General features: G+C 64.8%; 30 protein-coding genes. 18 read left to right on the forward strand and 12 right to left on the reverse strand.

Translation table 11 applies throughout. The features are described from left to right. Window positions 1-79: 79 nt before the first annotated feature. The 3 genes from K2W81_RS01965 to K2W81_RS01975 are packed head-to-tail and all read left to right on the forward strand — an operon-like array spanning window position 80 to window position 1961. The gene (locus K2W81_RS01965; RefSeq protein ID WP_294100810.1) at window positions 80-1039 is read left to right on the forward strand and encodes an Mrp/NBP35 family ATP-binding protein; all 960 of its coding nucleotides are present in this window, start codon (window positions 80-82) and stop codon (window positions 1037-1039) included. A gap of 12 nt (window positions 1040-1051) precedes the next feature. Further along, window positions 1052-1480 (forward strand): CoA-binding protein, encoded by a 429-nt coding sequence (locus K2W81_RS01970; RefSeq protein WP_294100811.1) that lies wholly within the window; start codon window positions 1052-1054, stop codon window positions 1478-1480. 40 nt (window positions 1481-1520) lie between these two features. Then, window positions 1521-1961, forward strand: coding sequence for a hypothetical protein (locus K2W81_RS01975; RefSeq protein WP_294100813.1), 441 nt, complete (start codon window positions 1521-1523; stop codon window positions 1959-1961). 115 nt (window positions 1962-2076) lie between these two features. On the opposite strand, the gene hemW is transcribed toward K2W81_RS01975, so the two are convergent. Then, complete coding sequence (gene hemW, locus K2W81_RS01980) at window positions 2077-3222, reverse strand: radical SAM family heme chaperone HemW (protein ID WP_294100815.1); 1146 nt, start codon at window positions 3220-3222, stop codon at window positions 2077-2079. A 24-nt stretch (window positions 3223-3246) separates the two neighbouring features. Here hemW and K2W81_RS01985 point away from each other — a divergent pair, with 24 nt between their 5' ends. Next, window positions 3247-3804, forward strand: coding sequence for a CAP domain-containing protein (locus K2W81_RS01985; RefSeq protein WP_294100817.1), 558 nt, complete (start codon window positions 3247-3249; stop codon window positions 3802-3804). A 9-nt stretch (window positions 3805-3813) separates the two neighbouring features. Here K2W81_RS01985 and K2W81_RS01990 read toward each other — a convergent pair whose 3' ends face one another. After that, complete coding sequence (locus K2W81_RS01990; protein ID WP_294100819.1) at window positions 3814-4629, reverse strand: hypothetical protein; 816 nt, start codon at window positions 4627-4629, stop codon at window positions 3814-3816. Between the two features lie 88 nt (window positions 4630-4717). On the opposite strand from K2W81_RS01990, the gene K2W81_RS01995 reads away from it, so the two are divergent. After that, window positions 4718-4963, forward strand: coding sequence for a hypothetical protein (locus tag K2W81_RS01995; protein WP_294100821.1), 246 nt, complete (start codon window positions 4718-4720; stop codon window positions 4961-4963). A gap of 44 nt (window positions 4964-5007) precedes the next feature. Here K2W81_RS01995 and rdgB read toward each other — a convergent pair whose 3' ends face one another. Continuing rightward, on the reverse strand, window positions 5008-5640 hold the full coding sequence (rdgB, locus tag K2W81_RS02000; protein ID WP_294100822.1) for an RdgB/HAM1 family non-canonical purine NTP pyrophosphatase: 633 nt from the start codon (window positions 5638-5640) through the stop codon (window positions 5008-5010). Next, window positions 5637-6350 carry a ribonuclease PH gene (rph, locus tag K2W81_RS02005; RefSeq protein WP_294100825.1) on the reverse strand — a complete coding sequence of 238 codons (714 nt, stop codon included), beginning with the start codon at window positions 6348-6350 and terminating at the stop codon, window positions 5637-5639. Before rph ends, rdgB begins: the two co-directional genes overlap by 4 nt. A 95-nt stretch (window positions 6351-6445) precedes the next feature. On the opposite strand from rph, the gene hrcA reads away from it, so the two are divergent. The 4 genes from hrcA to K2W81_RS02025 all read left to right on the forward strand — a co-directional run bounded on the left by hrcA (window position 6446) and on the right by K2W81_RS02025 (window position 9559). After that, window positions 6446-7486: a heat-inducible transcriptional repressor HrcA gene (gene hrcA / locus K2W81_RS02010; RefSeq protein WP_294100827.1), complete on the forward strand. Its 1041-nt coding sequence runs from the start codon at window positions 6446-6448 to the stop codon at window positions 7484-7486. Window positions 7487-7502: 16 nt separating this feature from the next. After that, entirely contained in the window at window positions 7503-8051 is a 549-nt protein-coding gene (gene grpE / locus K2W81_RS02015; protein ID WP_294100829.1) for a nucleotide exchange factor GrpE, read from the forward strand. A 119-nt stretch (window positions 8052-8170) separates the two neighbouring features. Then, complete coding sequence (locus K2W81_RS02020; protein ID WP_294100830.1) at window positions 8171-8317, forward strand: hypothetical protein; 147 nt, start codon at window positions 8171-8173, stop codon at window positions 8315-8317. A gap of 18 nt (window positions 8318-8335) precedes the next feature. After that, a complete protein-coding gene (locus tag K2W81_RS02025) occupies window positions 8336-9559 on the forward strand; it encodes a threonine synthase (protein WP_294100833.1) in 1224 nt (407 codons plus the stop codon). 123 nt (window positions 9560-9682) lie between these two features. Here K2W81_RS02025 and K2W81_RS02030 read toward each other — a convergent pair whose 3' ends face one another. From K2W81_RS02030 to K2W81_RS02040, 3 genes are all read right to left on the reverse strand, one after another. Then, complete coding sequence (locus K2W81_RS02030; RefSeq protein WP_294100835.1) at window positions 9683-11365, reverse strand: long-chain fatty acid--CoA ligase; 1683 nt, start codon at window positions 11363-11365, stop codon at window positions 9683-9685. Window positions 11366-11407: 42 nt separating this feature from the next. Then, a complete protein-coding gene (locus K2W81_RS02035) occupies window positions 11408-11602 on the reverse strand; it encodes a hypothetical protein (RefSeq protein WP_294100837.1) in 195 nt (64 codons plus the stop codon). A 72-nt stretch (window positions 11603-11674) separates the two neighbouring features. Next, window positions 11675-13351 (reverse strand): diguanylate cyclase, encoded by a 1677-nt coding sequence (locus tag K2W81_RS02040; RefSeq protein WP_294100839.1) that lies wholly within the window; start codon window positions 13349-13351, stop codon window positions 11675-11677. Window positions 13352-13834: 483 nt separating this feature from the next. Between K2W81_RS02040 and K2W81_RS02045 the strand changes: the two genes are divergently transcribed. Beyond that, the gene (locus K2W81_RS02045; protein WP_294100841.1) at window positions 13835-14608 is read left to right on the forward strand and encodes a hypothetical protein; all 774 of its coding nucleotides are present in this window, start codon (window positions 13835-13837) and stop codon (window positions 14606-14608) included. 24 nt (window positions 14609-14632) lie between these two features. Beyond that, window positions 14633-14839 carry a hypothetical protein gene (locus K2W81_RS02050; protein ID WP_294100842.1) on the forward strand — a complete coding sequence of 69 codons (207 nt, stop codon included), beginning with the start codon at window positions 14633-14635 and terminating at the stop codon, window positions 14837-14839. A 39-nt stretch (window positions 14840-14878) separates the two neighbouring features. On the opposite strand, the gene clpA is transcribed toward K2W81_RS02050, so the two are convergent. Together clpA and K2W81_RS02060 are read right to left on the reverse strand one after the other, a co-directional pair. Beyond that, window positions 14879-17191, reverse strand: a complete 2313-nt coding sequence (gene clpA, locus K2W81_RS02055) for an ATP-dependent Clp protease ATP-binding subunit ClpA (RefSeq protein WP_294100843.1) — start codon at window positions 17189-17191, stop codon at window positions 14879-14881. Between the two features lie 123 nt (window positions 17192-17314). Next, a complete protein-coding gene (locus K2W81_RS02060; RefSeq protein WP_294100845.1) occupies window positions 17315-17515 on the reverse strand; it encodes a DUF1192 domain-containing protein in 201 nt (66 codons plus the stop codon). 161 nt (window positions 17516-17676) lie between these two features. Here K2W81_RS02060 and K2W81_RS02065 point away from each other — a divergent pair, with 161 nt between their 5' ends. From K2W81_RS02065 to K2W81_RS02075, 3 genes are all read left to right on the forward strand, one after another. Further along, window positions 17677-18678 (forward strand): NAD(P)H-quinone oxidoreductase, encoded by a 1002-nt coding sequence (locus K2W81_RS02065; RefSeq protein WP_294100846.1) that lies wholly within the window; start codon window positions 17677-17679, stop codon window positions 18676-18678. Window positions 18679-18775: 97 nt separating this feature from the next. Next, window positions 18776-19405: a YqiJ family protein gene (locus K2W81_RS02070; RefSeq protein WP_294100847.1), complete on the forward strand. Its 630-nt coding sequence runs from the start codon at window positions 18776-18778 to the stop codon at window positions 19403-19405. 6 nt (window positions 19406-19411) lie between these two features. Next, window positions 19412-21094: a flotillin domain-containing protein gene (locus K2W81_RS02075; RefSeq protein ID WP_294100849.1), complete on the forward strand. Its 1683-nt coding sequence runs from the start codon at window positions 19412-19414 to the stop codon at window positions 21092-21094. A 124-nt stretch (window positions 21095-21218) separates the two neighbouring features. Here the strand turns inward: K2W81_RS02075 and K2W81_RS02080 are convergent, their stop codons facing one another. Both K2W81_RS02080 and K2W81_RS02085 read right to left on the reverse strand, forming a co-directional pair. Then, window positions 21219-21647 (reverse strand): RES family NAD+ phosphorylase, encoded by a 429-nt coding sequence (locus K2W81_RS02080; RefSeq protein WP_294100852.1) that lies wholly within the window; start codon window positions 21645-21647, stop codon window positions 21219-21221. A gap of 5 nt (window positions 21648-21652) precedes the next feature. After that, window positions 21653-22060: an antitoxin Xre/MbcA/ParS toxin-binding domain-containing protein gene (locus tag K2W81_RS02085; protein ID WP_294100854.1), complete on the reverse strand. Its 408-nt coding sequence runs from the start codon at window positions 22058-22060 to the stop codon at window positions 21653-21655. 46 nt (window positions 22061-22106) lie between these two features. Here K2W81_RS02085 and K2W81_RS02090 point away from each other — a divergent pair, with 46 nt between their 5' ends. From K2W81_RS02090 to K2W81_RS02105, 4 genes are all read left to right on the forward strand, one after another. Beyond that, window positions 22107-22727, forward strand: a complete 621-nt coding sequence (locus tag K2W81_RS02090; protein WP_294100855.1) for a glutathione S-transferase family protein — start codon at window positions 22107-22109, stop codon at window positions 22725-22727. A 90-nt stretch (window positions 22728-22817) separates the two neighbouring features. Next, window positions 22818-23714, forward strand: a complete 897-nt coding sequence (locus K2W81_RS02095; RefSeq protein ID WP_294100856.1) for a UDP-2,3-diacylglucosamine diphosphatase — start codon at window positions 22818-22820, stop codon at window positions 23712-23714. Then, window positions 23714-24754, forward strand: coding sequence for a glycosyltransferase family 1 protein (locus tag K2W81_RS02100; protein WP_294100857.1), 1041 nt, complete (start codon window positions 23714-23716; stop codon window positions 24752-24754). Before K2W81_RS02095 ends, K2W81_RS02100 begins: the two co-directional genes overlap by 1 nt. Next, a complete protein-coding gene (locus tag K2W81_RS02105; protein ID WP_294100859.1) occupies window positions 24751-25578 on the forward strand; it encodes a metallophosphoesterase in 828 nt (275 codons plus the stop codon). The genes K2W81_RS02100 and K2W81_RS02105 overlap by 4 nt, the downstream gene beginning before the upstream one ends. Window positions 25579-25631: 53 nt before the next feature. Here the strand turns inward: K2W81_RS02105 and K2W81_RS02110 are convergent, their stop codons facing one another. Beyond that, the gene (locus K2W81_RS02110) at window positions 25632-26057 is read right to left on the reverse strand and encodes a hypothetical protein (protein WP_294100861.1); all 426 of its coding nucleotides are present in this window, start codon (window positions 26055-26057) and stop codon (window positions 25632-25634) included. Between the last annotated feature and the right edge of the window lie 172 nt (window positions 26058-26229).

The raw sequence follows: 26229 nt of genomic DNA on the forward strand, positions 1-26229 counted from the left end.
TCGTCATAACCCCCTTTATAAGAGGGCGCGGGCGGAAAAACAGTGGCAAGTGTATCAGGGATGCGTATCAGCCACGCGAATGAGTGCTGAACCTGGTCTGGATGCTGTAGTCGATGCCATTGCGCCCGGGCGCGCGAGCGTCCGTGTTGTCGCGGGGCAGGCGCGGATCATCCTCGATGTGAGCGGAATCGACTCCGCCGACCATGCCGAGCTTGAGGCGCGGGTGCACGCTGCCGCACTGGGCATTGAGGGAATCGAGTCGGTGCAGATCGCGCTGACCGCTTCGCGACCCAAGCGCATGCTGATCGCGGTGGCGAGCGGCAAGGGCGGGGTCGGCAAGTCGACCGTCTCGGCCAATCTGGCGATTGCGCTTCAGCGGCGCGGGCGGCGGGTTGGGGTGGTCGACGCCGATATCTATGGACCGTCGCAGCCGAAGTTACTGGGCGTCGAAGGCATCAAGCCGCAGGCGCGCGACAAGGTGCTGCAACCGGTACCGACGCCGCACGGTGTATCGCTGTTGTCGATGGGGCAGTTCGTCGCCCCCGATCAGGCGATTGCGTGGCGCGGGCTGAAGGCGGCCGGCGCGCTTGGCCAGCTTGTTGATGCGAATTGGGGCAATGCCGACACGCTCGTGCTCGATCTGCCGCCGGGAACGGGCGATATCCAGCTGACGATGATCCGTAGCCACCGTCCGGCGGGCGCGGTGATTGTGTCGACGCCGCAGGACCTCGCGCTGATCGACGCGCGGCGCGCGATCGATTTGTTTGTGCAAGCCAAGGTGCCGGTGATCGGCCTGATTGAGAATATGGCGGGCTATGTCTGCCCGTCGTGCGGCGCGGTGTCCGATCCGTTCGGGCGCGGCGGGGCGGAGGCAGCGGCGGCCGAGCTTGGCATTGCGTTTCTGGGGCGGATTCCGCTCGACATCGCGATCCGCACGGCGTCGGATGGCGGGATGCCGCCTGCCGCCGGGAACGGGCCCGAGGCGCTGGCGTTTCAGCAGATTGCGGGCAAAGTCGCCGACTGGATCGACGCCCGCTGACAGGAGCCTGCCATGCCGCTCACCACTGACGACGATATCCGCGCCTTGCTCGAGGGCGCGCGCACGATTGCGATGATCGGCGCGTCGGACCGGCCCGAGCGGCCGTCCTACGAAGTGATGGCAACGCTGCAGGCGCACGGCTACCGCGTGATCCCGGTCAATCCGCAGATCGCGGGCGAGCATATCCACGGCGAATATATCTTCCACGATCTCGCGCAGATCGGCGTGCCGATCGACATCGTCGACATTTTCCGCAATTCGGCGGCGGCAGGCGAGGCGGTCGATGCGGCAATCGCGGCGGGCGCGAAAGCGGTGTGGATGCAGCTTGGCGTCGTCAATGAGGCAGCGGCGGCCCGTGCCGAGGCGGTGGGGCTGAACGTGGTGATGGACCGTTGCCCGGTGATGGAGCTCAAGCGGCTGGGGATCGCGCCGATTGCCTGAATGCCCTTGATTCGCCGCGATTGTGCGCCACAAGCGCATTATGTCGATGTTGCTGATTGCGCTGCTGCAGGCAGCCCCCGCGCCGCCCGCCGATGCCGCGCCGCCGACGCGCTTCTCGATCCTGGTGCCGGTCGCCGATGAACCCTGCCGCCCGCGTGACAAGCAGGATGCGGACGTTGTCGTCTGCGGTAATGCGCTGCCGAGCCAGCGGCTGCCCTTTCCCAACGAGCCCGATCCGAGCCGAGGGCGCCCCTCCAACCCGGACCTGACCGGCGCGCGCGCGCTCGAATTGCAGAACACACCCTGCGCGGCGCGATCGGACGGGTGCGGCGGCGCGGGGATCCCGATTTTGGGGATGGCGCTCTTTGCGGGCAAGAAGCTCGTCGAGGCCATTGGCGACGCAACCAGGGCCAAGCCCGACAAGTCAAAGCGGGTCGCGATCCCGCTTGATGATCCGGTGGTACCGGCCAAGGCGCCGTAGCGTCATGCGCGAAGCCTGGGCTTCGCTTTCATTCCGTTCGTGCTGAGCTTGTCGAAGCACCGTCCTTCGACAAGCTCAGGGCAAGCGGAATTGGTGCGGGATGCGCAATGCCCCATCAATCGTCAGGCACCAATGCCGCGATGATCGCGTTGAGCACCAGCATCCCTGCTTCGGTCGCGCGCAGCCGGGGGCCGTCGCGCACGATCAGCCCCTCGGCAACCAGCGTTGCCGCCGCGCGCGCGTCGACCACAGTCTCCACCGCTTCCCCCGACAGTGCCGCGATCCGCGCCAGATCGACGCCTTCGCGCAAGCGCAGCCCCATCAGCAGCGCCTCCGCGCGGCGCGACGACGGCGACAGCGCCTCCTCAATCTCGATCCCGTGCCCGTTGCGTGCCACCGCGTTCAGCCAATTCTCGGGCTTTTTGTGGCGCATCGTCGCGATCCCGCCGCGCCGTCCATGTGCGCCGGGGCCGATGCCGGCATAATCGCGGTAGCGCCAATAGGTCAGGTTATGGCGGCTCTCGGCACCCGGTCGCGCGTGGTTCGACACTTCATAAGCGGGCAGCCCCGCCGCCGCCGCCATCGCGCGGGTCGCTTCGAACAGGCTCGCCGCTTCCTCGTCCCCCGGAATCGTCAGCCGCCCCGCCGCTGCTTCGGTCGCAAAGCGCGTGCCGGGTTCGATCGTGAGCTGGTAGAGCGAGAGATGCTCGGTGCCGAAGCCGATCGCGCGGGCGAGTTCGGCTTCCCACGCCGTGGGCGACTGGCCGGGACGGGCATAGATCAGGTCGAAGCTTACCCGCCCGAAATGCGCTTGCGCGGTGTCGAGCGCCGCCAGCCCCTCGGCAACATCATGCGCGCGGCCGAGGAATTGGAGCGCCGAATCGTCGAGCGCTTGCAGCCCCAGCGACACGCGGTTGACCCCCGCCGCCGCAAGATCGGCGAACCGTGCTGCCTCGACCGATGACGGGTTTGCCTCGAGCGTGATCTCGATGTCGCCATCAAAGCCCCACGCATCCGCCGCCGCCGCGATCAGCGCCGCCACGGTCGCGGGCGGCATCAGGCTGGGTGTGCCGCCGCCGAAGAAGATCGACCCTAGCCGCCGCCCCGGCAACAGCGCCGCTTCATGTGCGAGATCGGCGAGCAACGCGTCACGCCAAGCCGCCTGATCGACTGACGCCCGGACGTGGCTGTTGAAGTCGCAGTACGGACATTTGGAGACACAGAAGGGCCAGTGGATATAAAGGGCAAGCGGGGCGTCCATTGCGGGCGGCTATGGAGAAAGATGGTGGCGGTGAAAAGGATCGCGTGCGCAGCCGCACTGGCGCTGATCGGCTGCACCCAGCCCGGCCCTGCGCGCGTGACCGAGCCGGTCGCGACGCCGGTCGTGCAGTCGCGCGGGCCAGCGCTGCTGCGGGCGGCGATGCTGGCGGGGCACAATGCGGCGCGCGCCGATGTCGGGGTGCCGCCGCTGGTGTGGGACGACGCGCTTGCCGCCGATGCGCTGGCGTACGCACAGACGCTCGCACGCACGCGCCAGTTCCGCCATGCCGATCAGCCGCCGGGAGCGGTGCGGCAAGGCGAGAATCTCTTCACCGGCACGCGCGGCGCGTATAGCTACGGCGAGATGGTCGATCTTTGGGTGGCGGAGAAGAAGGATTTCGTGAACCGCCCGACTCCCAATTTCAGCCGCACGGGGCGCTTTGGCGATGTCGGTCATTATACCCAGATCGTCTGGCGCACGACGACGGCCTTTGGCTGCGCGCTCGCGAGCAACGGTAGCGACGATTATCTCGTGTGCCGCTACCGTCCTGCCGGGAATGTCTGGGGCCAGACGGCGTTCTGAGGTGCCGCCCTATCGCACCCCGTGGATCGTGCCCGTCACCGTATAGCCCGGCATTGCCCCGGCATCGGCGACCGTCGCGCCAAAGCTTGCGCCGACTTCGAGCGCTTGCGGCCCGAAGAAGCGGCCACTGATCGACCCGGTTGCGGTGCGGGTGCTGTTGAGGGTCGCGACGAAATTGTCGGTGGCGGCGTCAATCGGCGCTGAAGCCGAAAAGCTCCCCAGGTCAATCGTCCCGCCGCCGCCCGATATGGGCGTGCCGGTCAGCTGGAAGGTGATCGTCACGCGCCGCGCGGCGATGTCGACACTGACGGTGGCGGTGCTGGTGCGCAGCGCAAAGGCGCGTGATGTCGCCCCTTCACGCACATAGGCCGTTCCCGAGACGGTGGTGCGCGGGAAGCTGCCCGATGGCGATGCCGCCAGATCGGCCGCTAGCGTCGTAATGCCGATCGCGCATTGATAGTCGCGGATCGCGCCGCCAGCAGGCACTGACACCGACGCGAGCCGCGCATAATCGAGCCCGGTGCCGCCCGCGACGGGTTGCGTGATCGTGAAGCGTACCGGATCGCTGCCGATCGTCGTCGCATGCGCGACTTCAGCGGTGACATTGCTGAAATCGGCGGTGCGGCCGTCGAAGCTGAGCGTGATGCCGTCGCCGGTAACTCCCCAGACCTGCGGTGTCAGCACGAAGCGAAAGGCGAGACCCTGGCCATAGGGCGTGACCGCGCGGAGCGTCGGCGGCTGGCTGGTGAAGGCAAGGCTGGCGCAAGCGCTCGGCAGCGTGATGCCGGAGCCCAGTCGCGTCGAATAGATTTCCGTGAACCGCAAATAGCTCGCCGACGGTGTTGGCGTCGGCGTCGGCGTTGGGGTGGGCGTTGGGGTCGGAGTCGGCGTTGGAGTGGGAGTGGGAGTCGGCGTGGGCGTCGGCGTCGGACTCGGGGTCGGCGATGGTGTGGGCGCGGGAGCCGACACCACCGTCGTCGGTGGTGCGGATGTGGTGCTGCTCTGCGGCGAACAGCCACCGACAATCAGCGCCGACGCAAGCAATCTGGCCCGATACCGCATATTTTCCCCCTGCCCCGATGCTTCGATCATGTTGGGAATAGACGCCGCCATGCGCGCGACTCGACTTCCCAAAATTGCGAAACCCCAATCCACTTAGGCAGGATTTTTGTTGCGTCCGTGTGAAACAGCGCTGGGTAGCGGTTAGAAAGCCGCCTTCACCAGCGCCGCAAAGGCGCGCGCGCGGTGGTTGTTCGCCTGTTTTTCCTCAAACGGCATTTCGGCGAAAGTGCGCGTCTCGCCCAAAGGCACGAACATCGGATCATAGCCAAAGCCTGCGGCGCCACGCGGCGGCCAGATCAATGTGCCGTCGATGCGCCCTTCGAACCATTCGAGATGCCCATCAGGCCAGCCGAGCGCGAGCGTCGACACGAAGGTCGCCGCGCGGCTGACATCGGGGCCAAGCGCTTCGAGCTTTGTCTGTACCTTGGTCATCGCCAGCGTCCAGTCGCGGGTGCCGTCGGCGGTTTCGGCCCAATTGGCGGTGTAGACGCCGGGATCGCCGCCGAGTGCCTCGACGCACAACCCGCTATCGTCGGCGAGCGCGGGCAGGCCCGAGAGATCGGCGGCGTAGCGCGCTTTCAGCTCGGCATTGGCGACGAAGGTCGTGCCGGTTTCCTCGGGCTCGGGCAGGTCGAGTTCAGCCGCCGAGATCGTCTGCATGCCATAGGTGCTGAGCAGCGCGGTGATCTCGCGCACTTTCCCGGCATTGTGCGTCGCGATCACCAGCTTGCCGGGGGTGAGCTTGCGGATCGCCTGGGGCGGCAGTTCGGTCATGCGACGGCGCGGGCTTGCGCGGCGAAAATGTCGGTGCAGCCGATGCGCGCGAGGCGGAGCAGGCGGAGCAGGCCCTCCTCGTCATAGGTCGCGCCCTCGGCAGTTGCCTGCGCCTCGGCGATGTTGCCATTTTCGAGCAGCACGAAATTGGCGTCGGCGTCGGCGGTCGAATCCTCGTCATAGTCGAGGTCGAGCACCGGCGTGCCCTGCCAGATGCCGCAGCTGATCGCCGCGACTTTCTGCGTGAGCGGATCGGCGGTGAGCTTGCCGTCCTTGAGCAGGCCGTCGATCGCGAGCCGCAGCGCCACCCACGCGCCCGAGATCGAGGCGGTGCGGGTGCCACCATCGGCCTGGATCACATCGCAATCGAGCGTGATCTGGCGCTCGCCAAGCAATTTCAGGTCAGTGACCGCGCGCAAGGACCGTCCGATGAGGCGCTGGATTTCCTGGGTGCGGCCCGATTGCTTGCCCTTGGCCGCCTCGCGGTTGCCGCGGGTGTGGGTGGCGCGCGGGAGCATGCCATATTCGGCCGTCACCCAGCCTTCGCCCTTGCCGCGCAGGAACGGCGGCACCCGCTCTTCGACCGAAGCCGTAACCAGCACCTTGGTGTCGCCAAAGCCGATCAGCACCGATCCTTCGGCATGTTTGGTGAAGCGCGGTTCGATGCTGATCATCCGCATTTGATCGGGGGCGCGGCCGGAAGGGCGCATATCGGTGACTCCTGTGATGGGTTGGCGCTGCCTTAAAGGATCGGGTGCGGGGCGCAACGCTTGTCGCTCGCCAGCGCAGGCCCTAACTCTGCCCAATGAGCCCGCCGATCCTTGAGCTGAACGACCGCGCGCGCGATGTGTTTCGGATCGTCGTCGAAAGCTATCTCGACTCGGGTGCGCCGATCGGGTCGCGTACCATCTCGAAGCTCTCCGGCCTCAACCTGTCGCCCGCGTCGATCCGCAATGTGATGCAGGATTTGGAGGAACTCGGGCTGCTCGCCGCCCCGCATACCAGCGCCGGACGGATGCCGACCGATACCGGTTTGCGGTTGTTCGTCGACGGCATGATGCATGCGCTCGAACCCTCGGTCGAGGAGCGCACGGCCATCGAAGCGCGCCTCGCGCAGGCCGGGCCGGTCGAGGAAGCGATTGCCGCGACCACCGCAACGCTCTCAGGCCTGTCGGCGTGCGCGGGCCTCGTCTTCGTGCCCAAGCGCGAAGTCGTGGTGCGCCAGCTCGCCTTTGTGCCGCTATCGGCCCAGCAGGCGCTGGCGGTGCTGGTTGCGGAAGACGGATCGGTCGAGAACCGCGTGGTCGATCTGCCGCCCGGCACCAGTGCGTCGGCGCTGACCGAAGCCGCCAATTATGTCAGTGCGATGCTGAGCGGGCTGACGCTCGCCGAGGCGCGCGCGCGGCTCGACCGCGAGATTGCCGCCGAAAGGGCCGCGCTCGACGGGGCGGCGCGCGCGCTGATCGAAGCGGGGCTGGCTGTGTGGAGCGAGGACAGCGATCGCCGCCCGGTGCTGATCGTGCGCGGACAGGGTCGCTTGATCGACGCCGCGGCCGCCGCCGATCTCGACCGCGTGCGCGACTTGCTCGATGATCTTGAAGGCAAGCAGGAGATCGCCCATTTGCTCGATCGCGCGCGCGACGGCGATGCGACCCGGATCTTCATCGGCGCGGAGAATAATCTCTTCGCGCTGTCGGGATCTTCGGTGATCGCACGACCGTTTCACGGGCTCGACGGGCGTGTTGTGGGGGTGGTCGGCGTGATCGGGCCGACTCGGTTGAACTATGCGCGCATTGTGCCAATGGTGGATTTTACCGCTGCCACGCTCGCGCGCCTGATGCAGTAACACAGGACTGAAGACGATGATTGACGACGATAATCTGGCCACCGCCGAAACGGCTGGCAGCCCGTTCGCCGACCAGGACGGTGACGGGTCGAGCGCCGACGTTGCGCGTATCGCTGCGCTGGAGGCCGAATTGGCCGAAGCCAAGGCGTCGGTGCTCTATGCCGCTGCCGAAGCGCAGAATGTCCGCCGCCGCGCCGAAAAGGAAGCGGTCGACGCGCGCGCCTATGCCGTGACCAGCTTCGCGCGCGATCTGCTGTCGGTGGCCGATAATCTCGAACGCGGGCTGACGGCGATCCCTGCCGAGCTGCGCGCCGATGACAAGATGAAGGGCCTCGTCGCGGGCCTCGAAGCAACGGGGCGCGAGCTCGAAGCGGTGTTCCAGCGCCACGGCATCGCCAAGGTGAAGGCAATGGGCGAAAAGCTCGACCCCAATTGGCACCAGGCGATGATGGAACTGCCCAGCGATGCCGAACCCGGCACGATCGTGCAGGAAATGCAGGCGGGCTATGCGCTGAAGGACCGGCTGCTGCGCCCGGCACTGGTCGGCGTGGCGAAGGCGGGGTGAGGACAATGCCGCATCATGACGCACCGCGCAAAAGTGACGCAGCACGATTCGGTACTCATCTGCCGTGGGCCACGGCAACGATCACGCAAGAGGTTTTCTTGCGGCGACTTGCCCCGGGTATGCGCGTGATCCTCTCCGTCGCCGCCGGCAAGTTCCCGGGCAAGCGCGGCGCGGGTCAGGCTGAAGGCGAACCCAGCCCGGTCGAACCAAATCGTCCGCTCAATCTTTCCGGCGGTGCGGCGGCGGCACTGGAATTCGACGCTTAGTCGCGGCTAATGGCCGGTATGAACCCCAACCTCACCGAACCGCGCGTCTCCTATGTGACGCATCTCGAATGCTCGATGACGGGCGAGCGTTATGAGGCCGACCAGCTGCATGGCCTCAGCCGCGTCGGGCGGCCGCTGCTCGTGCGCTACGATCTCGCCGCGATCCGTGCGCAACTGCCGCGCGGGCTCGTTGAGGCGCGGCCGAGTGATTTGTGGCGCTGGCGCGAATTGCTGCCGGTCCGCGACGCCGCCAATATCGTCAGCCTGGGCGAGATCGAGACGCCACTGGTGCCGATCCCCGGCTCGGGCGGCGTGCGCGTCGTGGTGAAGGATGAGGGGCGGCTGCCGACCGGATCGTTCAAGGCGCGCGGGCTGGTGATGGCGGTGAGCATGGCCAAGGCACTCGGCGTCAAGAAAATCGCGATGCCGACCAATGGCAATGCCGGGGCGGCGCTCGCGGCCTATGCGACGCGGTGCGGCATTGAGACGGTGGTGCTCTGTCCCGACGACACGCCCGAGATCAATGTCCGCGAAATCGCGCTGCAGGGCGCGCGCGTCTACCGCGTCAACGGGCTGATCGACGATTGCGGCGCGATCGTGGGGAAGGGCGCGGCGGCAGGGCTGTGGTTCGACTGCTCGACGCTGAAAGAGCCGTACCGGATCGAGGGCAAGAAGACGATGGGGCTCGAACTGGCCGCGCAGTTCGGCTGGCAGTTGCCCGATGCGATCTTCTACCCCACCGGCGGCGGCACCGGGCTGATCGGCATGTGGAAAGCATTCGACGAGCTCGAAGCGCTCGGCTGGATCGGCCCCAAGCGCCCCAAGATGTTCGCGGTGCAGGCAAGCGGCTGTGCGCCGATCGTCAAGGCTTTCGACGACGGCGTCGAGCATGCCGAGCGCTGGGAAGGCGCACACACGATCGCGAGCGGCATCCGCGTGCCCCGCGCAGTCGGCGATTTCCTGATTTTGCGCGCGGTGCGCGAGTCGGGCGGGATTGCGATGGCGGTCGATGACGACGCGATCGAAGCGGCGGTGGTGCGCTGTGCGGCCGAGGATGGGTTGCTGTTGTGTCCCGAGGGTGGCGCGACGCTCGCGGCCTATCACGCGGCGCGCGATCGGGGGTTGGTGGGTGGCGACGACAAGGTGGTGCTGTTCAACTGCGCGACCGGGCTGAAATACCCGATGCACGATCAGTCTAAGACGCTCGACCGGCACAGCGAGATCGATCTGGCGGGGCTGTAGCCGATTTGCGTGAGATTATCGAACCCCTCCCCTTCAGGGGATTGGCAGGGGTGGGGGCTCAGTCGCCTGAGGCGCGGCCCCACCCCAACCCCTCCCCTGAAGGGGAGGGGCTTTGCGACGGTTCTACCCCAACACCTCCGCCACCAGATCCTTGCGGCTCAGCTTGCCGATCATCGTCTTGGGCATCGTCAGCCGCACCACCACGTCGTCGACTTGCTCATGCTTGCCGAGTTGGGGGTTGAGCCACGCGGTCAGCGCTTCGCCGGTCTCGGTCGCGCCGTCGTTGAGCGTCACATAAGCGCGGGGATGTTCGCCGCGATAGGTGTCGGGGATGCCGATCACCAGCGCCTCCTTCACCGCCGGGTGGCTGTAGAGCACGGCCTCGATCTGGCTCGGGAAGACCTTGAAGCCGCCGACCGCGATCATGTCTTTCAGCCGGTCGACGATCTTGACGAAGCCGTCGGCGTCTATTGTGCCAACATCGCCCGTGCGCAGCCAGCGTGTGCCCGCGGCATCGGTGACGAACACTTCCGCATCGGCTTCGGGCCGCTGCCAATAGCCCTTCATGATCTGCGGGCCAGCGACGATGATCTCGCCGGGTTCGCCCTCGGGCGCGGGCTTTGACGGGTCTTCCTTGTCCACCAGCGCGATCCGCGTGCCCGGGATCGGCTGGCCGATCGTGCCGGGTTTGCCTTCGGCCTCGTAAGGGTTGGCGGAGACGACGCCTGAACTTTCGGACAGGCCATAGCCCTCGATCAGGGTCGAGCCGGTGACCCGCTCGAAGCGGGTCTTGAGTTCGGGCGGTAAGGGGGCGCCGCCCGAAATGCAGACGCGCAAATGGCTGAAATCGGTCTTGGCGAGCGCGGGGTTGTCGAGCAGCGCCTGATACATGGTCGGCACGCCGGGCACCGCCGTCACTTTCGACCGGCCAATCGCGCCGAGCGCTTGCGCCGCATTGAAGCGCGGCAGCATGACGATGCAGCCGCCGCTCAACACCGTGCGGTTGAGCACGCAGGTATTGGCGAAGACGTGGAACAGCGGCAGCGCGCCGAGGATGCGGTCGGGCAGCCCCGGCTGCGGGTCGATCGCATTGACCTGGCGCGCATTGGCCGACAGATTCTGGTGCGTCAGCATCGCGCCCTTGGGCGTGCCGGTGGTGCCGCCGGTGTACTGGATCAGCGCCACGTCCTGCTCGGGGTCGATCGTCGCGGCGGTATGGCGACCGTCATTGGCGATCAGCTTCGAAAAAGCGATGATCCGCGCGTCATCGGGCTTGGGGGCAATGTCTTTGCGGCTGAACCAGCGGTAGAGCACCGACTTGGCCGAGGGCAGGGCACCCGCGACCGATCCGACCACCAGCCGTTCGAGCGCGCTGTCGTTCAGCACCTTGATCGCGGTCGGCAGCAGGGCGGTTGCCGAAATGGTAAACAGCAGCCGTGTCCCCGAATCCGCCACCTGATGCGCGAGCTCTGCGGGCGTGTAGAGCGGTGAGAAATTCACCACCGTCGCGCCGAGTTTCATGATGCCGTAATAAGCGGCGAGGTAATGCGGGACATTGGGCAGGAACAGCCCGATCCGGTCACCCGGCCGATAGCCGAGCGCCGCCAGTCCCGCCGCAACGCGGTTGGCGCCGTCGAGCGTTTCGGCATAGCTATACTGACGGCCGAGGAAATCGATCAGCGGGGCGGTGCCGTGCGTGGTTGCGGCACGATCGAAAAACTCGACCATCGACAGCGGCGGCAGTGCCACGTCCCAGCTACCGGGGTGGCGATAGGCGGCGCGCCAAGCGGCTTCGTGATCACTCATTCACAATCGTGTAAGCAAGCCCGCTAAGGCGTGCAAGACGGCTTAGCTGAAGCGCTTGCCGGTCCAGGTGATCAGCAGCGAGAATGCCATCACGCCCAGATCGATGGCGGCCGTGACCTGACGCGGCGCCGGATCGCCGACCTGATGCGTGATCACGCGGATATCGGCCGACGGATGGCGCACGGCGGTGACCGCCAGCAGCAGCAGCGCGATTACAGCAATGGCAGTCCGGCGCATGCGCATCCCACCCTCCCGAGCGGTTTAACCATAGCCGAACGGGGGGTGCGCCACAAGCCGAAGCCGACAGGCTCAGGCCGCCCGGGGTACGCCACCGCGCACGCGGTCGCGGCCATCGGCTTTGGCGGCGTAAAGCGCGCGGTCGGCGCCGCGGTACAGCGTTTTCCAGTCGCTTTCGGTGGCGAGCGGGCCGGTGAACGTGCCGATGCTCGCGGTGATGGCCATGTCAAACGGCATCCGCTCGACCCGCAGCCGCGCGAGCAGATCGTCAGGGTCGACCGCGCGCTTGGCGTCCATCACGACCGCAAATTCTTCACCGCCAATCCGCGCCACCAGCGCGCCATCGGGTGCAGCGGCACGCAGCCCGCGCGCGAACACGCGGAGCACTTCGTCGCCGCCGTCGTGGCCGATGGTCTCGTTGACCGCCTTGAAGTGATCGAGATCGATGACGAACAGGGTCTGGTCGCCCTCGCGCCCGATCGCCCCGTGCAGGAACGCGCGCCGATTGAGCAGCCCCGTCAGCGGATCGGCATCGGCGAGCGCGCGCGCGGCGAGTTCCTGAATCCGCGCCTCGTCGCGCTCGCGGCTCAGCAAGCGGATGCGATAGGTGATGCCGACCGACGACAGCAATGCCTCGGCAGCCATCGACAGCATCGTCGACTGGTCGACCCAGAAACTCCAGCCGATCAGCCCGAAGTTATTGGCGACGCGCAGCGCGGCAAAGGCAACCGGCGCGCCCCAGGCAAGCGCGAACACCCACAGATAATTGCTGCGCAACCGCCACGCGCGCCACAGGATGACGCCGACAAAGCCGATCAACGCCAGAAAGGCGATCGCGAACGCCTTGTCGAGCAGCAGCATCTGCCAGGGCGCCAGTGCCGCATAGCCAAAGGACGCGGCCAACACCGCCAACGACACAAGCGTCGCCGACCGGCCAACCGCGCCGGCAAACACCCGTTCTTCGAAAAAGCTGCGCGCGAAGCTGAGCGCGGCGGCGGCGGACAAGCCCAGCCCGATATAGTTGAGCCTTAGCCGGTCATTATTGTCGATGCCGGGAAAGGCCCACGCAATCGCCCCCGACGAGGTGAAGGTGAAGCCGAGCAGGATCACCACCATCAGCACATATTTCAGCTGAAAAAGATGCCGCATCGCCGTCCAGAGCGCGAGGTGGTGGATGATCAGCGCGAGGCACATGCCGGCAAAGGCGGCGTAGATCGCCGCAAGGTAGAGGTTCGACCAGCCGCTTTCGCGGATTGTCGCCAGCCTTGGACCGTTGACGATGCCCCGCAAATTCGCGGAGCCTTCAATCTTCCAGGCAACGCGCACCAGCGGCGCGGTGCGCGCGGGCAGGCGGTCCAGAAAGATTGCGCCGAGTTGCAGGTCGCGGCTCGCCGCGCGCCCGTCGCTGGTCCGCGCGACAATCTCGCCGTCAGCGTAGAGAGCATAAACGGTGCGGCGCGCTTGCCAGACGCTGCCTGAACGCAGCGCGACATCGCCTGTGCGGTTGACCCGCGAAGACAGCACCCAGAAATCCCCGCTGCCGAAATCGCGCTGCGGCGCGGTGCAATCGACTGGGACGCGCCCGGCGAACAAATCGTCCGCGCGCTGCCCCGGCTGGGCGCGGGCAATACAGATCGACACGGGATCGCCAATCATCCCGATATCGGCGCGCGCGGTTGCGGGTGCGCCGATCAGCATTACGCCCATGAGCAGCAGCGCAAGGCGCGGAAAGAGGCTGAACCATGGCATTGCCAACAAATAGCGGCAAGGACACCAAAATCCGGTAAACGATGTTTCAGCTCTTTTAGGTCCGTTCTGGAGCGGTTTGGTTGACTTGGCCGAAGGTTAGCAGTCTGTTTTCGTTACGCTCGCGATCGAGTCGGAATCGTCCATACGGTGACCTGATGAGGTGGTGATGCGGGGGCGACCGGGTGTTTTTCCGATAGCTGCGCTTGTATCGCTGGCCGGGTGTACGTCGATACCCACCAGCGGCGCGCGGGGTACCCATTATTATTTGGGGCTTGTCCGGGTTGTATTTCCGGATTCGACCGGGCCGCTGATCGCGGCTGACGTCAAGACACTGGGTCTGGGCGTCGATGGTAGCGTGTTTCTGGGCTGGCGCGACAGCAAGTTCGTGTTCGCCCGACCCGAAGACTGCCGCGTGGTGATCATCGTTCGCGACCATGCCGAAATGAAGAATGTCGAAACACTCGTAAAATCAATGGAGGGGGCATGCATTACCGGAACCGGCGCAAGATCATCCTTGGCGCCACAACCATCGCCGCCGCCGCGCTAAGCGGCTGCGCGACGCCGAAGCATACCAATTTGCTGATGTTCGGGACCAACACCGTCATTGGCTTGAAGGTCGGGGCAGACGCGACGCAGACACCGGCGATCCAACTCGCTTATTCGCGACAGGAACTGGTGCTGATGCCGCTGCTGGCGAATACCTCGGGGAAGGGGGCTGACCTTACTCCCTGCCCAGCTACGGAATCTGCGGCAGTGCCTGCGCCCGGCTGCAAGTTTGTCGGGGAGGATGGTGCTACAATCAAGGACTCCTATTCGGTCTTCGCGAGCTTCGGTGCGAAGGGCAATGCATCCAAAATGGGCGGCGATGCCAAGGCCGGTGGAGCGATCGCGCAGTATTTTGCTACCGGTCTCGCGGCACGCGAGCTTGCGAAACATGGATCGGCGCTGGTCGCAGCGAGCGAGAGCGCGACAGCGGAGGCAAATTCGTCATACTCTGCGGCGTTCGCAGCAGAAGTTGTCGAAAGCGCCGACAAGGGACGTGCGGCCTTTGCGTCCGCTGTGGAAAAGTTGGACGATCAAACATACAAGACAAAGCTTCAAAAGGCTGATGACGCTATCACTGCTGGTGGGAAATTTGTGCGCGCTTGCAGTGCCACAAATACCGCAGCTGCTTGCGCCGCAGTACTAAAGTCAGACGGTAATCTTAGAAATATTACCGGCGACCGATGGGACACCGCGGTCAAGGCTCTAAGTTAATAAGTTTTATTGTGGGAGATCGATATGGATTTTCGATTTTATGTCTTTATCAATGAAAATGATGCGAAAAAGCAAATGGTATTACTAGCCCGAGACAACTTTCACCCCGTTATGTCAATTACTACAGTAATGCCTGATATAATGTTTCCAAATGGCGCAAATCAAGGCAGTATTGCCAATGCTAATATCTCAACTGCGGCGAACTATTGGATAGTAAGAGCGAATAAATAGGCATGTGATCTGATTGGTTGTTAGTGATCTTCATCAAATCTAGGATTCAATCTTCTCCACCTTGCCCTTCTTCTTGGGCTTTTTCGGCGCGGCGGGGGTGATTTCGAACGCCAGCGCGTCGTCCTTCAGCTTCACCGTCACTTCGCCGCCATGGACGAGCTTGCCGAACAGCAGTTCTTCGGCGAGCGGCTGTTTGACCTTTTCCTGGATCAGCCGCCCCATCGGCCGTGCGCCATAGAGCTTGTCATAACCCTTGGTGGTCAGCCACGCCTTGGCATCCTCGTCGAGCTTGATGTGCACGCCGCGATCGGCGAGCTGGAGTTCGAGCTGGAGAATGAACTTCTCCACCACCCGCGCGACGACGTCGGTCGGCAGATAGCCGAACGGTACGATCGCATCCAATCGGTTGCGGAATTCGGGCGTGAACATCTTCTGCACCGCCTGCTCGTCCTCGCCCTCACGCGTCAGGTTGCCGAAGCCGACGGTCTCGCGCGCCATGTCGCTCGCGCCCGCATTGGTCGTCATGATCAGGATGACGTTGCGGAAGTCGACGCTCTTGCCGTGCTGGTCGGTCAGGCGGCCGTTATCCATCACCTGCAGCAAGATGTTGAACAGATCGGGGTGTGCCTTTTCGATCTCGTCGAGCAGCAGCACCGAATGCGGTTGCTGGTCGACGGCATCGGTGAGCAGCCCGCCCTGGTCGAAGCCGACATAGCCGGGAGGGGCACCGATCAAGCGGCTGACTGAATGCCGCTCCATATATTCGCTCATGTCGAAGCGCTGGAGCGGAATCCCCATGATCGACGCGAGCTGGCGCGCGACTTCGGTCTTGCCGACGCCGGTCGGGCCGGTGAACAGATAATTGCCGATCGGCTTGTCGGGATCGCGCAGGCCCGCACGACTGAGCTTGATCGCCGAGGCGAGCTTTTCGATCGCCGAATTCTGGCCGAACACCACGCGCTTGAGGTCGTTTTCGAGCGTGGCGAGCGCCTTGGTGTCGTCCTTCGACACCGATTTGGGCGGGATGCGCGCCATCGTCGCGATCACCGCTTCGATTTCCTTGGCGGTGATTGTCCGCTTGCGGCGGCTGGGCGGCACCAGCATCTGCATCGCGCCGACTTCGTCGATCACATCGATTGCCTTGTCGGGCAGCTTGCGATCGTTGATGTAGCGCGCGCTGAGTTCGACCGCCGACTTGATCGCGTCGGGGGTGTATTTGACATTATGATGGTCTTCGAACGCGGTGCGCAGTCCGGCGAGAATCTTGATCGTATCCTCGATCGTCGGTTCGTTGACGTCGATTTTCTGGAACCGCCGCAGCAGCGCGCGATCCTTTTCGAAATGGTTGCGGAATTCCTTGTAGGTGGTCGAGCCGATGCAGCGGATCGTGCCGCCCGACAGCGCGGGCTTCAAGAGGTTCGACGCGTCCATCGCGCCGCCGCTGGTCGCGCCTGCACCAATCACGGTGTGGATTTCGTCGATGAACAGGATCGCGTCGGGCAGCTTTTCGAGCTCGTTGACGACCGCCTTCAGCCGCTCTTCGAAATCGCCGCGATAGCGCGTGCCCGCGAGCAACGCGCCCATGTCGAGCGAGTAAATCACCGCGGGCTTGAGCACGTCGGGCACATCGCCTTCGATGATCTTGCGCGCGAGGCCTTCGGCAATCGCGGTTTTGCCGACGCCGGGATCGCCGACATAGAGCGGGTTGTTCTTGCTGCGACGGCACAGGATCTGCACCGTGCGGTCGACTTCGGCCGTGCGGCCGATCAGCGGATCGACCTTGCCGCGCTTGGCCTTTTCGTTGAGGTCGACGGTGAATTGCTTGAGCGCGCTTTCGCTCTTGCCCTTTTCCGCCTGTTTGGCGGGCTTTTCCTCTTCGGCGCCCTTGGGGGTCGAGGCTTCGGGCGGGGTGCCGCCCTTGCCGACGCCGTGGCTGATGAAGCTCACCGCGTCGAGGCGGCTCATATCCTGCTGCTGGAGGAAATAAACGGCATAGCTTTCGCGTTCGCTGAACAGCGCGACGAGCACATTGGCGCCGGTCACTTCATCACGGCCCGAGGACTGGACGTGGAGGATCGCGCGCTGGACAACGCGCTGGAACCCGCTCGTCGGCGACGGATCGGTCGCCTGCGCGACTTTCAGCGCTTCGAGCTCGGTGTCGAGATAATGGGCGACGGTGCGCTTCAGTTCGCCGAGGTCGACGCCGCACGCGGTCATCACTTTCGAGGCATGCTCGTCGTCGATCAGCGCAAGCAGCAGATGCTCGAGCGTCGCATATTCATGGCGCCGGGTGGACGCGGCTTCGAGGGCCTTGTGCAGCGTGGTCTCGAGAGCGGAGGCGAAGGACGGCATCAGATTACTCCTTGGGACCACGACCGATGCGTGGGCCAGTCATTCCTATGTCGGAAGGCTGTGGCCCGGCATCAAGCACTTGAAATCGAGTTTCCGCCGCGCGGACTCCAGACGGCCCGGCGCTCACCGCTTGAAAAGCTGATCGGCGACGGCGCGGTGGCTGACCGCGCGCGCCATATGGGTGCGCGTTCGGGCGATCTCCGCCTCCAGCGCGGCAATGCGGCCTTCGAGTTCGCGCACCGACAAGGGATCGAGGTCCTGCTTGCCCAGCAGCCCCACCGGATCGCCAGCCCGAGGCGGCGGTGCGATGTCGTCGGTATCCATTAACGCACATGGTCACGCGCGGGCAGAGTCGTGTCAATGGGGCGCGGCGCGATTTAGGCGTGAATTGAGCACCGACGTGCGCGACTTGCCGCACGGGTCACCGCAGAATTTCTGCTGACTTATGCGCACGCACCCGGCTAAGAAGCGGGTTGGGGGACCAGATGACGGCAATACCCGAAATGATGACCGCAATCGATCCGGTGACGCCGTGCGCGGCCGAGGCGCTGGTGCTGGTCGAGCGCCAGGTGCCGGTGCCCGGTGCAGGCGAAGTCCTGATCAAGGTTGCCGCTGCCGGGGTCAATCGCCCCGATGTGCTTCAGCGCAAGGGGCAATATCCGATGCCGCCGGGCGCGCCGTCGATCCTGGGGCTGGAGGTTGCGGGCACGATCGTGGCGCTGGGTGAGGGCGTCGAGGCCGATCTGCTCGGCCAGCCGGTGTGTGCGCTGCTCGGCGGCGGCGGCTATGCCGAGTTTGTCGCAGCACCCATCGGCCAGTGCCTGCCGGTGCCCGAGGCACTGACGATGATCGAAGCCGCCGCGATTCCCGAAACGCTGTTCACCGTGTGGACCAATTTGTTCGAGCGCGCCTATGCGGTCGAGGGCGATACCGTGCTCGTGCATGGCGGCACCAGCGGCATCGGCACGATGGCGATTGCGCTGGGGGCGCTGTTTGGTCTGACCGTCATTGTCACGGCAGGGTCGGACGATAAATGCGCCGCCGCGCTCAAGCTCGGCGCAGCGCATGCGATCAACTACCGGACCGAGGATTTTGTCGCGCGGGTGCGCGAGATCACCGGCGGGCAGGGGTGCCAGGCGGTGCTCGACATGGTCGGCGGCGATTATGTGCCGCGCAACCTCCAGTGCCTCGCCGATGACGGGCGCCATGTGTCGATCGCGGTGCAGGCCGGGCTGATGGCGACGATCCCGATCTTTGAGGTGATGCGTCGGCGGCTGACCTTGACCGGATCGACGCTGCGCCCGCGCGACGTGTCGTTCAAGACGATGGTCGCCGACGAACTCGCGCGTATGGTGTGGCCGCTCGTCGCCGAGGGCAGGCTGAAGCCGGTGATCGACATGACCTTCCCGCTCGCCGAAGCGGGCGCGGCGCATGCACGGATGGAAGGCGGCGATCATATCGGCAAGATCGTACTGACGCTGGACTAAACCCCGCGCGCGCCGCCGAAAATCGGCAGCGGCCATCCGATTTCGCTAGATGCGGGTCGCAACGCCCTGTAATAATCTCTGTGTCAGGAGAACTACCGTGTTTGCCTTGCTGGGCGCGCCGCAGAGCGTTGCCTTTGTCTCCGCACTCGTTCTGATGGTGTTGATCGGACTGGTGCAGTTGGTTGGCCTGGGTGGCGACTTTGGCGCCGATGCCCATGTCGATTCCGACGTCCATATCGATGGCGGTACTGATCTTCTGGGGTGGTTGGGCTTCGGCCGGGTGCCGCTGATGGCGCTGCTGGTGTTGTTCCTTGGGATCTTTGGCAGCACGGGGCTGATCGTCGAGCAACTTAGTCATGACATTTTCGGGGCGCTGTTGTCGCCGCTGTTCGCGGTACCGGGCGCATTGGCAACGAGTCTGCCGCTCACGGGGCTTGGCGCGCGGCTGCTCGCGCGCGTGCTGCCGCGCGACGAGACGACCGCCGTGTCGCTCGATTCGCTCGTCGGTGAATATGCCCGGATCGTCACCGGGCGCGCCGCAGCAGGATCGCCAGCGCGCGCACGGGTGGAAGATATCCACGGCCAAGCGCATTTTGTGATGGTCGAGCCCAATATGCCCGACCAGATTTTCGAGGAGGGCGAAGCGATCCTTCTCGTGCGACGCGAGGACAATCTGTTCCGCGCCATTTCCCGCGGTGATCATCGCTTGCCGCATATCGGAGTGTAAAATTCGATGAACGACCTCGTTCCGCAGGGCGGCTGGGTGCTGCCATATGTCGTTTTTCCAGGGATCGGCCTGGTTGCCCTGCTGATCATCGGCCTGATGCTCGCGCGGCTGTACAAGCGCGCGTCAAAGGAAGTCGGCTTTGTGCGCACCGGATTCGGCGGCGAAAAGGTCGTCATCAACGGCGGCGCGCTGGTGTTGCCGGTGTTTCATGAAACGATGCCGGTCAACCTCAACACCGTGCGGCTCGCCGTCGAGCGCAAGAACACCGATGCGCTGATCACCTTCGACCGGTTGCGGATCGACGTGAAGGCCGAATTCTACGTCCGGGTGAAGCCCGACGCGCAGTCGATCGCGACCGCTGCCCAGACGCTCGGCATGCGGACGATGCACCCCGATGCGCTGAAGGAGCTGGTCGAGGGCAAGTTCGTCGATGCGCTGCGTTCGGTCGCCGCCGGCATGACGATGGCGCAACTGCACGAACAGCGCAGCGAATTCGTGCAGAAGGTGCAGCAGGCCTCCTCGGTCGATCTGGCGATGAACGGGCTGGAACTGGAGAGCGTGTCGCTCACGGGGCTCGACCAGACCTCGATCGAGCATTTCAATGCCAACAACGCCTTTGACGCCGAAGGTCTGACGAAGCTGACCGAGCAGATCGAACTGCGCAAGAAAGCGCGCAACGATATTGAGCAGGACACGCGCGTGCAAATTGAGACCAAGAATCTGGAAGCCTCGCGCCAGAGCTTCCTGATCGGTCGCGACACCGAATTTGCGCGGCTCGAGCAGGAGCGTGAGATTGAGATGAAGCGCGCGGCGCAGGCGTCCGAAGTCGCGCGCGAGCAATCGCTGCGCCAGCAGGAGTCCGAGCAGGCAAGGATCGAAGCCAAGAAGCAGATCGACAGCCAGCAGATCGAGGCCGATCGCGCCGTGAAGGAAGCGCAGATCGCGCAGGCTCAGGCGCTCGAACTCGCGCGGCAGGAACAGCAGATCGCGGTCCAGAACAAGAGCCGCGAGGAAAGTCAGGCGCGGGCCGAAGCCGATGGCGCCCGCGCCAAGGCAGTGGCGGCCGAGGAGCAAGTCGGCACCGCGCGCGAAACCGAGATCGCCGAACGTCAGAAGCGGATCGAACTGATCGATGCCGCGCGCGAAGCCGAACGTGCCGCAATCGGGATCAAGGTCCAGGCAGAGGCGGAAATGCAGGCTGCTGCCAACCGGGCGGAGGCGATGCGGCTGGCCGCCGAGGGCGATGCTGAAGCCGTCAAGCTGAAGGCGGAGGCCGACCGCGTTCGCTTCGAGGTCGAAGCGGCGGGACAACGCGCGGTCAACGAAGCGGCGAATATCCTGTCGTCGGAAACCATGTCGCTCCAGGCCAAGCTCGCGCTGCTCAAAATCCTGCCTGAGGTGATCCGCGAGGCGGCCAAACCGATGGAAGCGATCGACAGCATCAAGATTGTCCAGGTCGAGGGGCTCAACGGGCAGGGCAATGGTGGCGGCCACGATGGCGGGGATCATAATCTCGCCAATTCAGCGGTGTCGGCGGCGCTACGCTACCGCGCGCAAGCGCCGCTGATCGACGGGCTGATGAAGGAATTGGGGCTCGACGGCGCGTCGCTCGATTCGCTGACCAAGGCGGTGTCGATGCCGCAGGCTGTCCTTCCGGCCGCGCCGCCCAAAGAAGGGGACGGCGAATGACCGCGACCGACATCCTTCACGAACATGCCGCGTCGGGAAACTGCTAAGCGATCTGCCTGACCGCCGCGCATGCGCGGATGGAAGGCGGCGATCATATCGGCAAGATCGTGCTGACGCTGGGCGGCTAGCGGAACAGCCTTTTGTCCCACGGCCATAGGCTTTTGGCGATGATGCTGATGCGGGCAGCATCGGGGTGTGCGGGGTTAATCAGCAGGTTGCGCCCATGCGGTGCGACGGCTGAAGGGACGCTGGCAAGGGCGGTCTGACCCCGGCTTAGCCAGTTCATCCCCCAACTGCGGCTTTCGCCCAGCGCCGGCGCAACATCGCCGCGCCAATGCGCGACCGCAATGTCATCGGGCGCTTCGATCCGCAGGAGTTGATAGGGTTGCGGCAAGGTGATCCGTCCGATGCGCACGAGCGATTCGAGGATCGCCAGCGCGCTGGCGTCGGCGGCATAGACGATTGGCTGGCCCATTTCGTGCCACCGCCCGTTCGCGAAAAGACCCCCTTGGCCGTCGAGCGAGGCGAAGTCAGAGATGCGCCACAGCAGCAAGCTGATCAGGCGAAGAAGCCGTGCCGCATCTGCAGCACATAGTCCTCGACCGCGCGCGCACCGACATCGGTCTTCATCAGATCGAGCGGTGCCTGATCGTCGAGTTGCGCCTTCGGTTCGCCAAGCCAGCGCATCGCCTCCGCCCGGTCGCCAAATATCTCGGTCGCCAGCCCGAGCACCGTTACCAGCCGCGCGAGGCGGTCGCTCTCGCGGGGGGAAAGCGGTGTCCCCTCCTTCAATCGCCGATCAAGTGTACGACGCGCGCCGACTGCGCGGGCGACATCGGCCAGCGTCATCGACCGATCGGCGACGAGATCGCGCAGTGCCGATACCGGCAGTCCCCTGGCGACCGCGCGCGCTCGATCGAGTGGCGAGGCCGATGCGAACTTGTCGAGCGAGAATGACGTTGCCATATGGCCAATATAGCCTAGCCAAATGGCCATCGCAAGGAGTGCCCCTGTGTCCCTGCCAATCCTCCACGAATATGCCCCATCCGGCAATTGCTACAAGATCCGGCTCACCGCCGCGCATCTCGGCACTCCGATCGAGCGGCGGGCCTATGACATTATTGCCGGCGAGACCCGCACGCCGGCATTCCTGCGCGATGTGAACGCCAATGGCCGCATCCCGGTGCTTCAGATCGGCGACCAATTTCTGCCCGAAAGCAATGCCGCGTGCGTCTATCTCGCGCATGGATCGACGTTGATCCCGACCGATCGGTTCGATCACGCCGACATGCTGCGCTGGATGTTCTGGGAGCAATACAACCACGAGCCCAATGTCGCGACCTTGCGCTTCTGGTTCGCGTTCGTCGGCGCGGACAATCTGACCGAGGCGCAAAAGGGTCAGGTGATGGCCAAGCAGGTCGCCGGCATGGCCGCACTCAAGCTGATGGACGACCAGCTTGCCCGCACGCCGTTCCTGGTCGGCGAGGCGCTGACGCTCGCCGATATTGCGCTCTATGCTTACACCCATGTTGCCGAGGAAGGCGGCGCCTTCTCGCTCGCGCCCTATCCCAATGTGCTGGCGTGGCTGGCGCGCGTCGCGGCGCTGCCGGGGCATGTCGCGATTACCGATTGAGGCGTTTTGGCGTTCAACCCACGATTCAAACTGTAACATAAACCCGCCATAGCGGTCCGATCAACTTGGTTCGGCGTGCAGGGAATGGGCATGAAGATCGCACAAGTCGTTGATGCAGGTCTGGGAGAATTGGCGGACTTCGCGCAGTCCAATCCGTCGATCCCCGAACGTCAGCACACCGAACGGCGCAAGTATCGCACGATCTGGATTTCGGACATCCACCTCGGCACGCGCGGCTGCAATGCCGACATGCTGATCGACTTCCTTGATCATGTCGACAGCGAGACGATGTATCTGGTCGGCGACATCATCGATGGCTGGCGGCTGAAGAAGAAATTCTACTGGCCCGCCGCGCATAACGACATCGTCTGGCGGCTGCTCAAGCGCGCCAAGCGCGGCACGCGGATGATCTACATCCCCGGCAATCACGACGAGATTTTCCGCCAGTTTTCCGGCCTTGATTTCGGCGGGGTCGCGATCCGGCGCAAGGCGATCCATGAAACCGCTGACGGGCGCCGGTTGCTGGTGCTGCACGGCGACGAATTTGACGCGATCACGCTCGCGCATAAGTGGCTCGCACATGTCGGCGATTTCGCTTATAACACGCTCATGGCCGCCAATGTCTGGGTCAACGGCGTTCGCCGCGCGTTCAACATGCCGTATTGGTCGCTGTCGAAGCATGCCAAGGCGCGCGTGAAGAACGCCGTGGAATTCATCTCCAATTATGAGGAGGTGGTGGCGCAGGCAGCGGGTGCGCGCGGGGTCGATGGGGTCGTGTGCGGCCATATCCACACCGCCGAGTTCCGCACGATCGGCGGCATTGAATATTATAACGACGGCGATTGGGTGGAAGGCTGCACCGCGCTCGTTGAACATTTTGACGGCCGGATGGAGATTTTGCACTGGGCCGACGAAATGGCGGTACGCGCGCTCGCCGAGCGCGAGCACGCCGCGCCCCTCTCCGATATGCCCGCACTGGCGGCATAGTGCGGATCGCGATCGTCACCGACGCTTGGAGCCCCCAAGTGAACGGCGTCGTCCGCACGCTGCAATCGGTGCGCGCCGAGCTTGAGCGGCAGGGGCATGAAGTGCTCGTGATTTCGCCTGAGCGCTTCTATTCGATGCCGTGCCCGACCTACCCCGAAATCCGGCTGGCTTTCGCGCGCACGGCGGCTGTCGGCAAGATGCTCGCCGATTTCCGCCCGAACGCGATCCACCTCGCGACCGAAGGGCCGGTGTGTCTGGCCGCGCGGCGTTGGTGCCTGGCGCGCGGTTTTCCGTTCACCACCGCCTATCACACGCAATTCCCCGATTATGTGTCGGCGCGCATCGGCATCGATCCGGGCTGGATCTGGCGCTACATCACCTGGTTCCACTGGCCCGCGCAGGCAGTGCTCGCCTCCACCCCGTCGATCGCGGACGCTTTGCGCCAGCATGGCCTAACCAAGATCAAGCATTGGGGGCGCGGCGTCGACCTGGCGACCTTCGGCCCCGATGTGACACCCGATCCGGCGATCCGCGCGCTGGCTGACAGCTGTGGCGGGCCGATCCAGCTGTACGTCGGCCGCGTCGCGATCGAGAAGAATATCGAGGCATTTCTCGAAAGCGCGCATCCCGGCGCCAAGGTGATCGTCGGCGATGGGCCCGCGCGCACCTCGCTTGAGGCGAAGTATCCTGAGGTCCATTTCCTCGGCCCCAAATTCGGGCATGATCTCGCCGCGGCCTATGCCGCCGCCGATGTCTTCGTCTTCCCCAGCAAGACCGACACCTTCGGGCTGGTGATGATCGAGGCGCTCGCATCGGGCGTGCCGGTGGCCGCCTTCCCGGTCACGGGGCCGATCGACGTGTTGAAGGACGGCGTCGGTGTGATGGACGCCGATCTGACCACCGCGATCGGCGCCGCGCTGAAGCTCGATCGCAAGGCCTGCGCCGATTACGGCAAGGGCTTCACCTGGGAAGCGAGCGCGCGGCAATTCCTCGAAGCGCTCGCACCCGTCGGGCTGGAGAGCGAGCGCCAGGCGGCGTGAGGATTTTCCTGCGGGTATGCGCCTGGCTGATGCTGGCGGCGGGATTGCTGACGGCATTCATGTACCGCGAGGCAACCGCCGATCCGATCGTGCGGCGGCTGAACCTCGCCGTTCCCCTCTGGCCGAGCGATGCGGCACCGCTGCGGATCGTGCTGATGAGCGATCTGCACGTCGCAGGCCCCGAGACTCCGCCGGAGCGGCTGGCGAGGGTGGTCGCGCAAGTCAACGCGCTTCGGCCCGATCTGGTGCTGATCGCCGGGGACTTCGTGACCGAGAAGCGCACGGCGACCACGCTCTATGGCGCCGATGCCGCGATTGCGCCGCTGGCCGGTTTGCGCCCGCGGCTCGGCACGGTGGCGGTGATGGGCAATCACGACCATTGGCTCGACAGCCGCGCGGTGCATGCCGCGCTGGCCAAGGCGCGCATTAGCGTGCTCGACAATCGCGCGATCCGGGTTGGGCCGCTGGCGATCGGCGGCGTCGATGATGCGTACACCCACCACGCGGATGTTCCACGCACTGTCGCCGCGCTGAAGCGACTGGGCGGCGTGCCGATCATGCTGAGCCACGGTCCCGACATCATGCCCGAAGTGCCAGCGTCAGTGCCGCTGGTGCTCGCCGGGCACACGCATTGCGGGCAGATCATGCTGCCGCTGTGGGGGCCGATCACGACCGCGTCGCGCTTTGGCTTGCGCTATCGCTGCGGGCTGGTGCGCGAGGATGGCAAGCTGCTGGTGGTGACGGCGGGGATCGGCGAGAGCATCCTGCCGTTTCGCCTCGGCGCGCCGCCCGATTTATGGGTGATCGAAATGCGGGGGCGCTGACCGGGGGCTTGCCCGTCAGTGACGTCATCCAGCGCTGAAATTGCACGCCAATCTCAGATGATCTTGCACTTCTTGAAACCGAAAGCGCGCGCCAAACCGGCGCCCTTCAACCCCTGAGCCAGACGATCGCTGACGAAGAAGGTGTCGTAGATCTGCGGATCAACCCAGATATCCGGGCCGACCAGCGCATCGGCATTCACCATCAGCATATTGTCTTGGATCAGATGGGTGCTTGGCATGGCGTGCCGCATGAAGCCCTTTGTGATGTGCGGCGTGGGGTCTCTTCCGCCACCCAGGTATGCCTTTTTCACATTGCCGAAGTTCAGGCAGAACCATTCGCCGTTGAAGGGGGTTCGGCGGTCCTTCTTCAGGACGCGCACCGGGTAAAAGCCGCCCTGTCCCATGTCGAATTGCCGCATCACATCGGCGACCGCCGTCGAGACAATCCAGGGACCATAGCCCATGAAGATGTGCGGCAACGGCCTGCTCTGATCCAGTCCAGTGATTCCCCAAATCTCGGTTGGAAAATTTTTCGCAGATAGCACTTCCCCGGCTTGATTGCGTCGACCGGTGTCTAGGCGGCGTGGACAAATTGGTTGACGCGAGACTCGGTGGTTGATTCAAGGCTTCCTTTTGGAGGCAAGCTTGAGC

This window comes from Sphingomonas sp. (genome assembly GCF_019749955.1).
Classification (GTDB): Bacteria; Pseudomonadota; Alphaproteobacteria; order Sphingomonadales; family Sphingomonadaceae; genus Sphingomonas.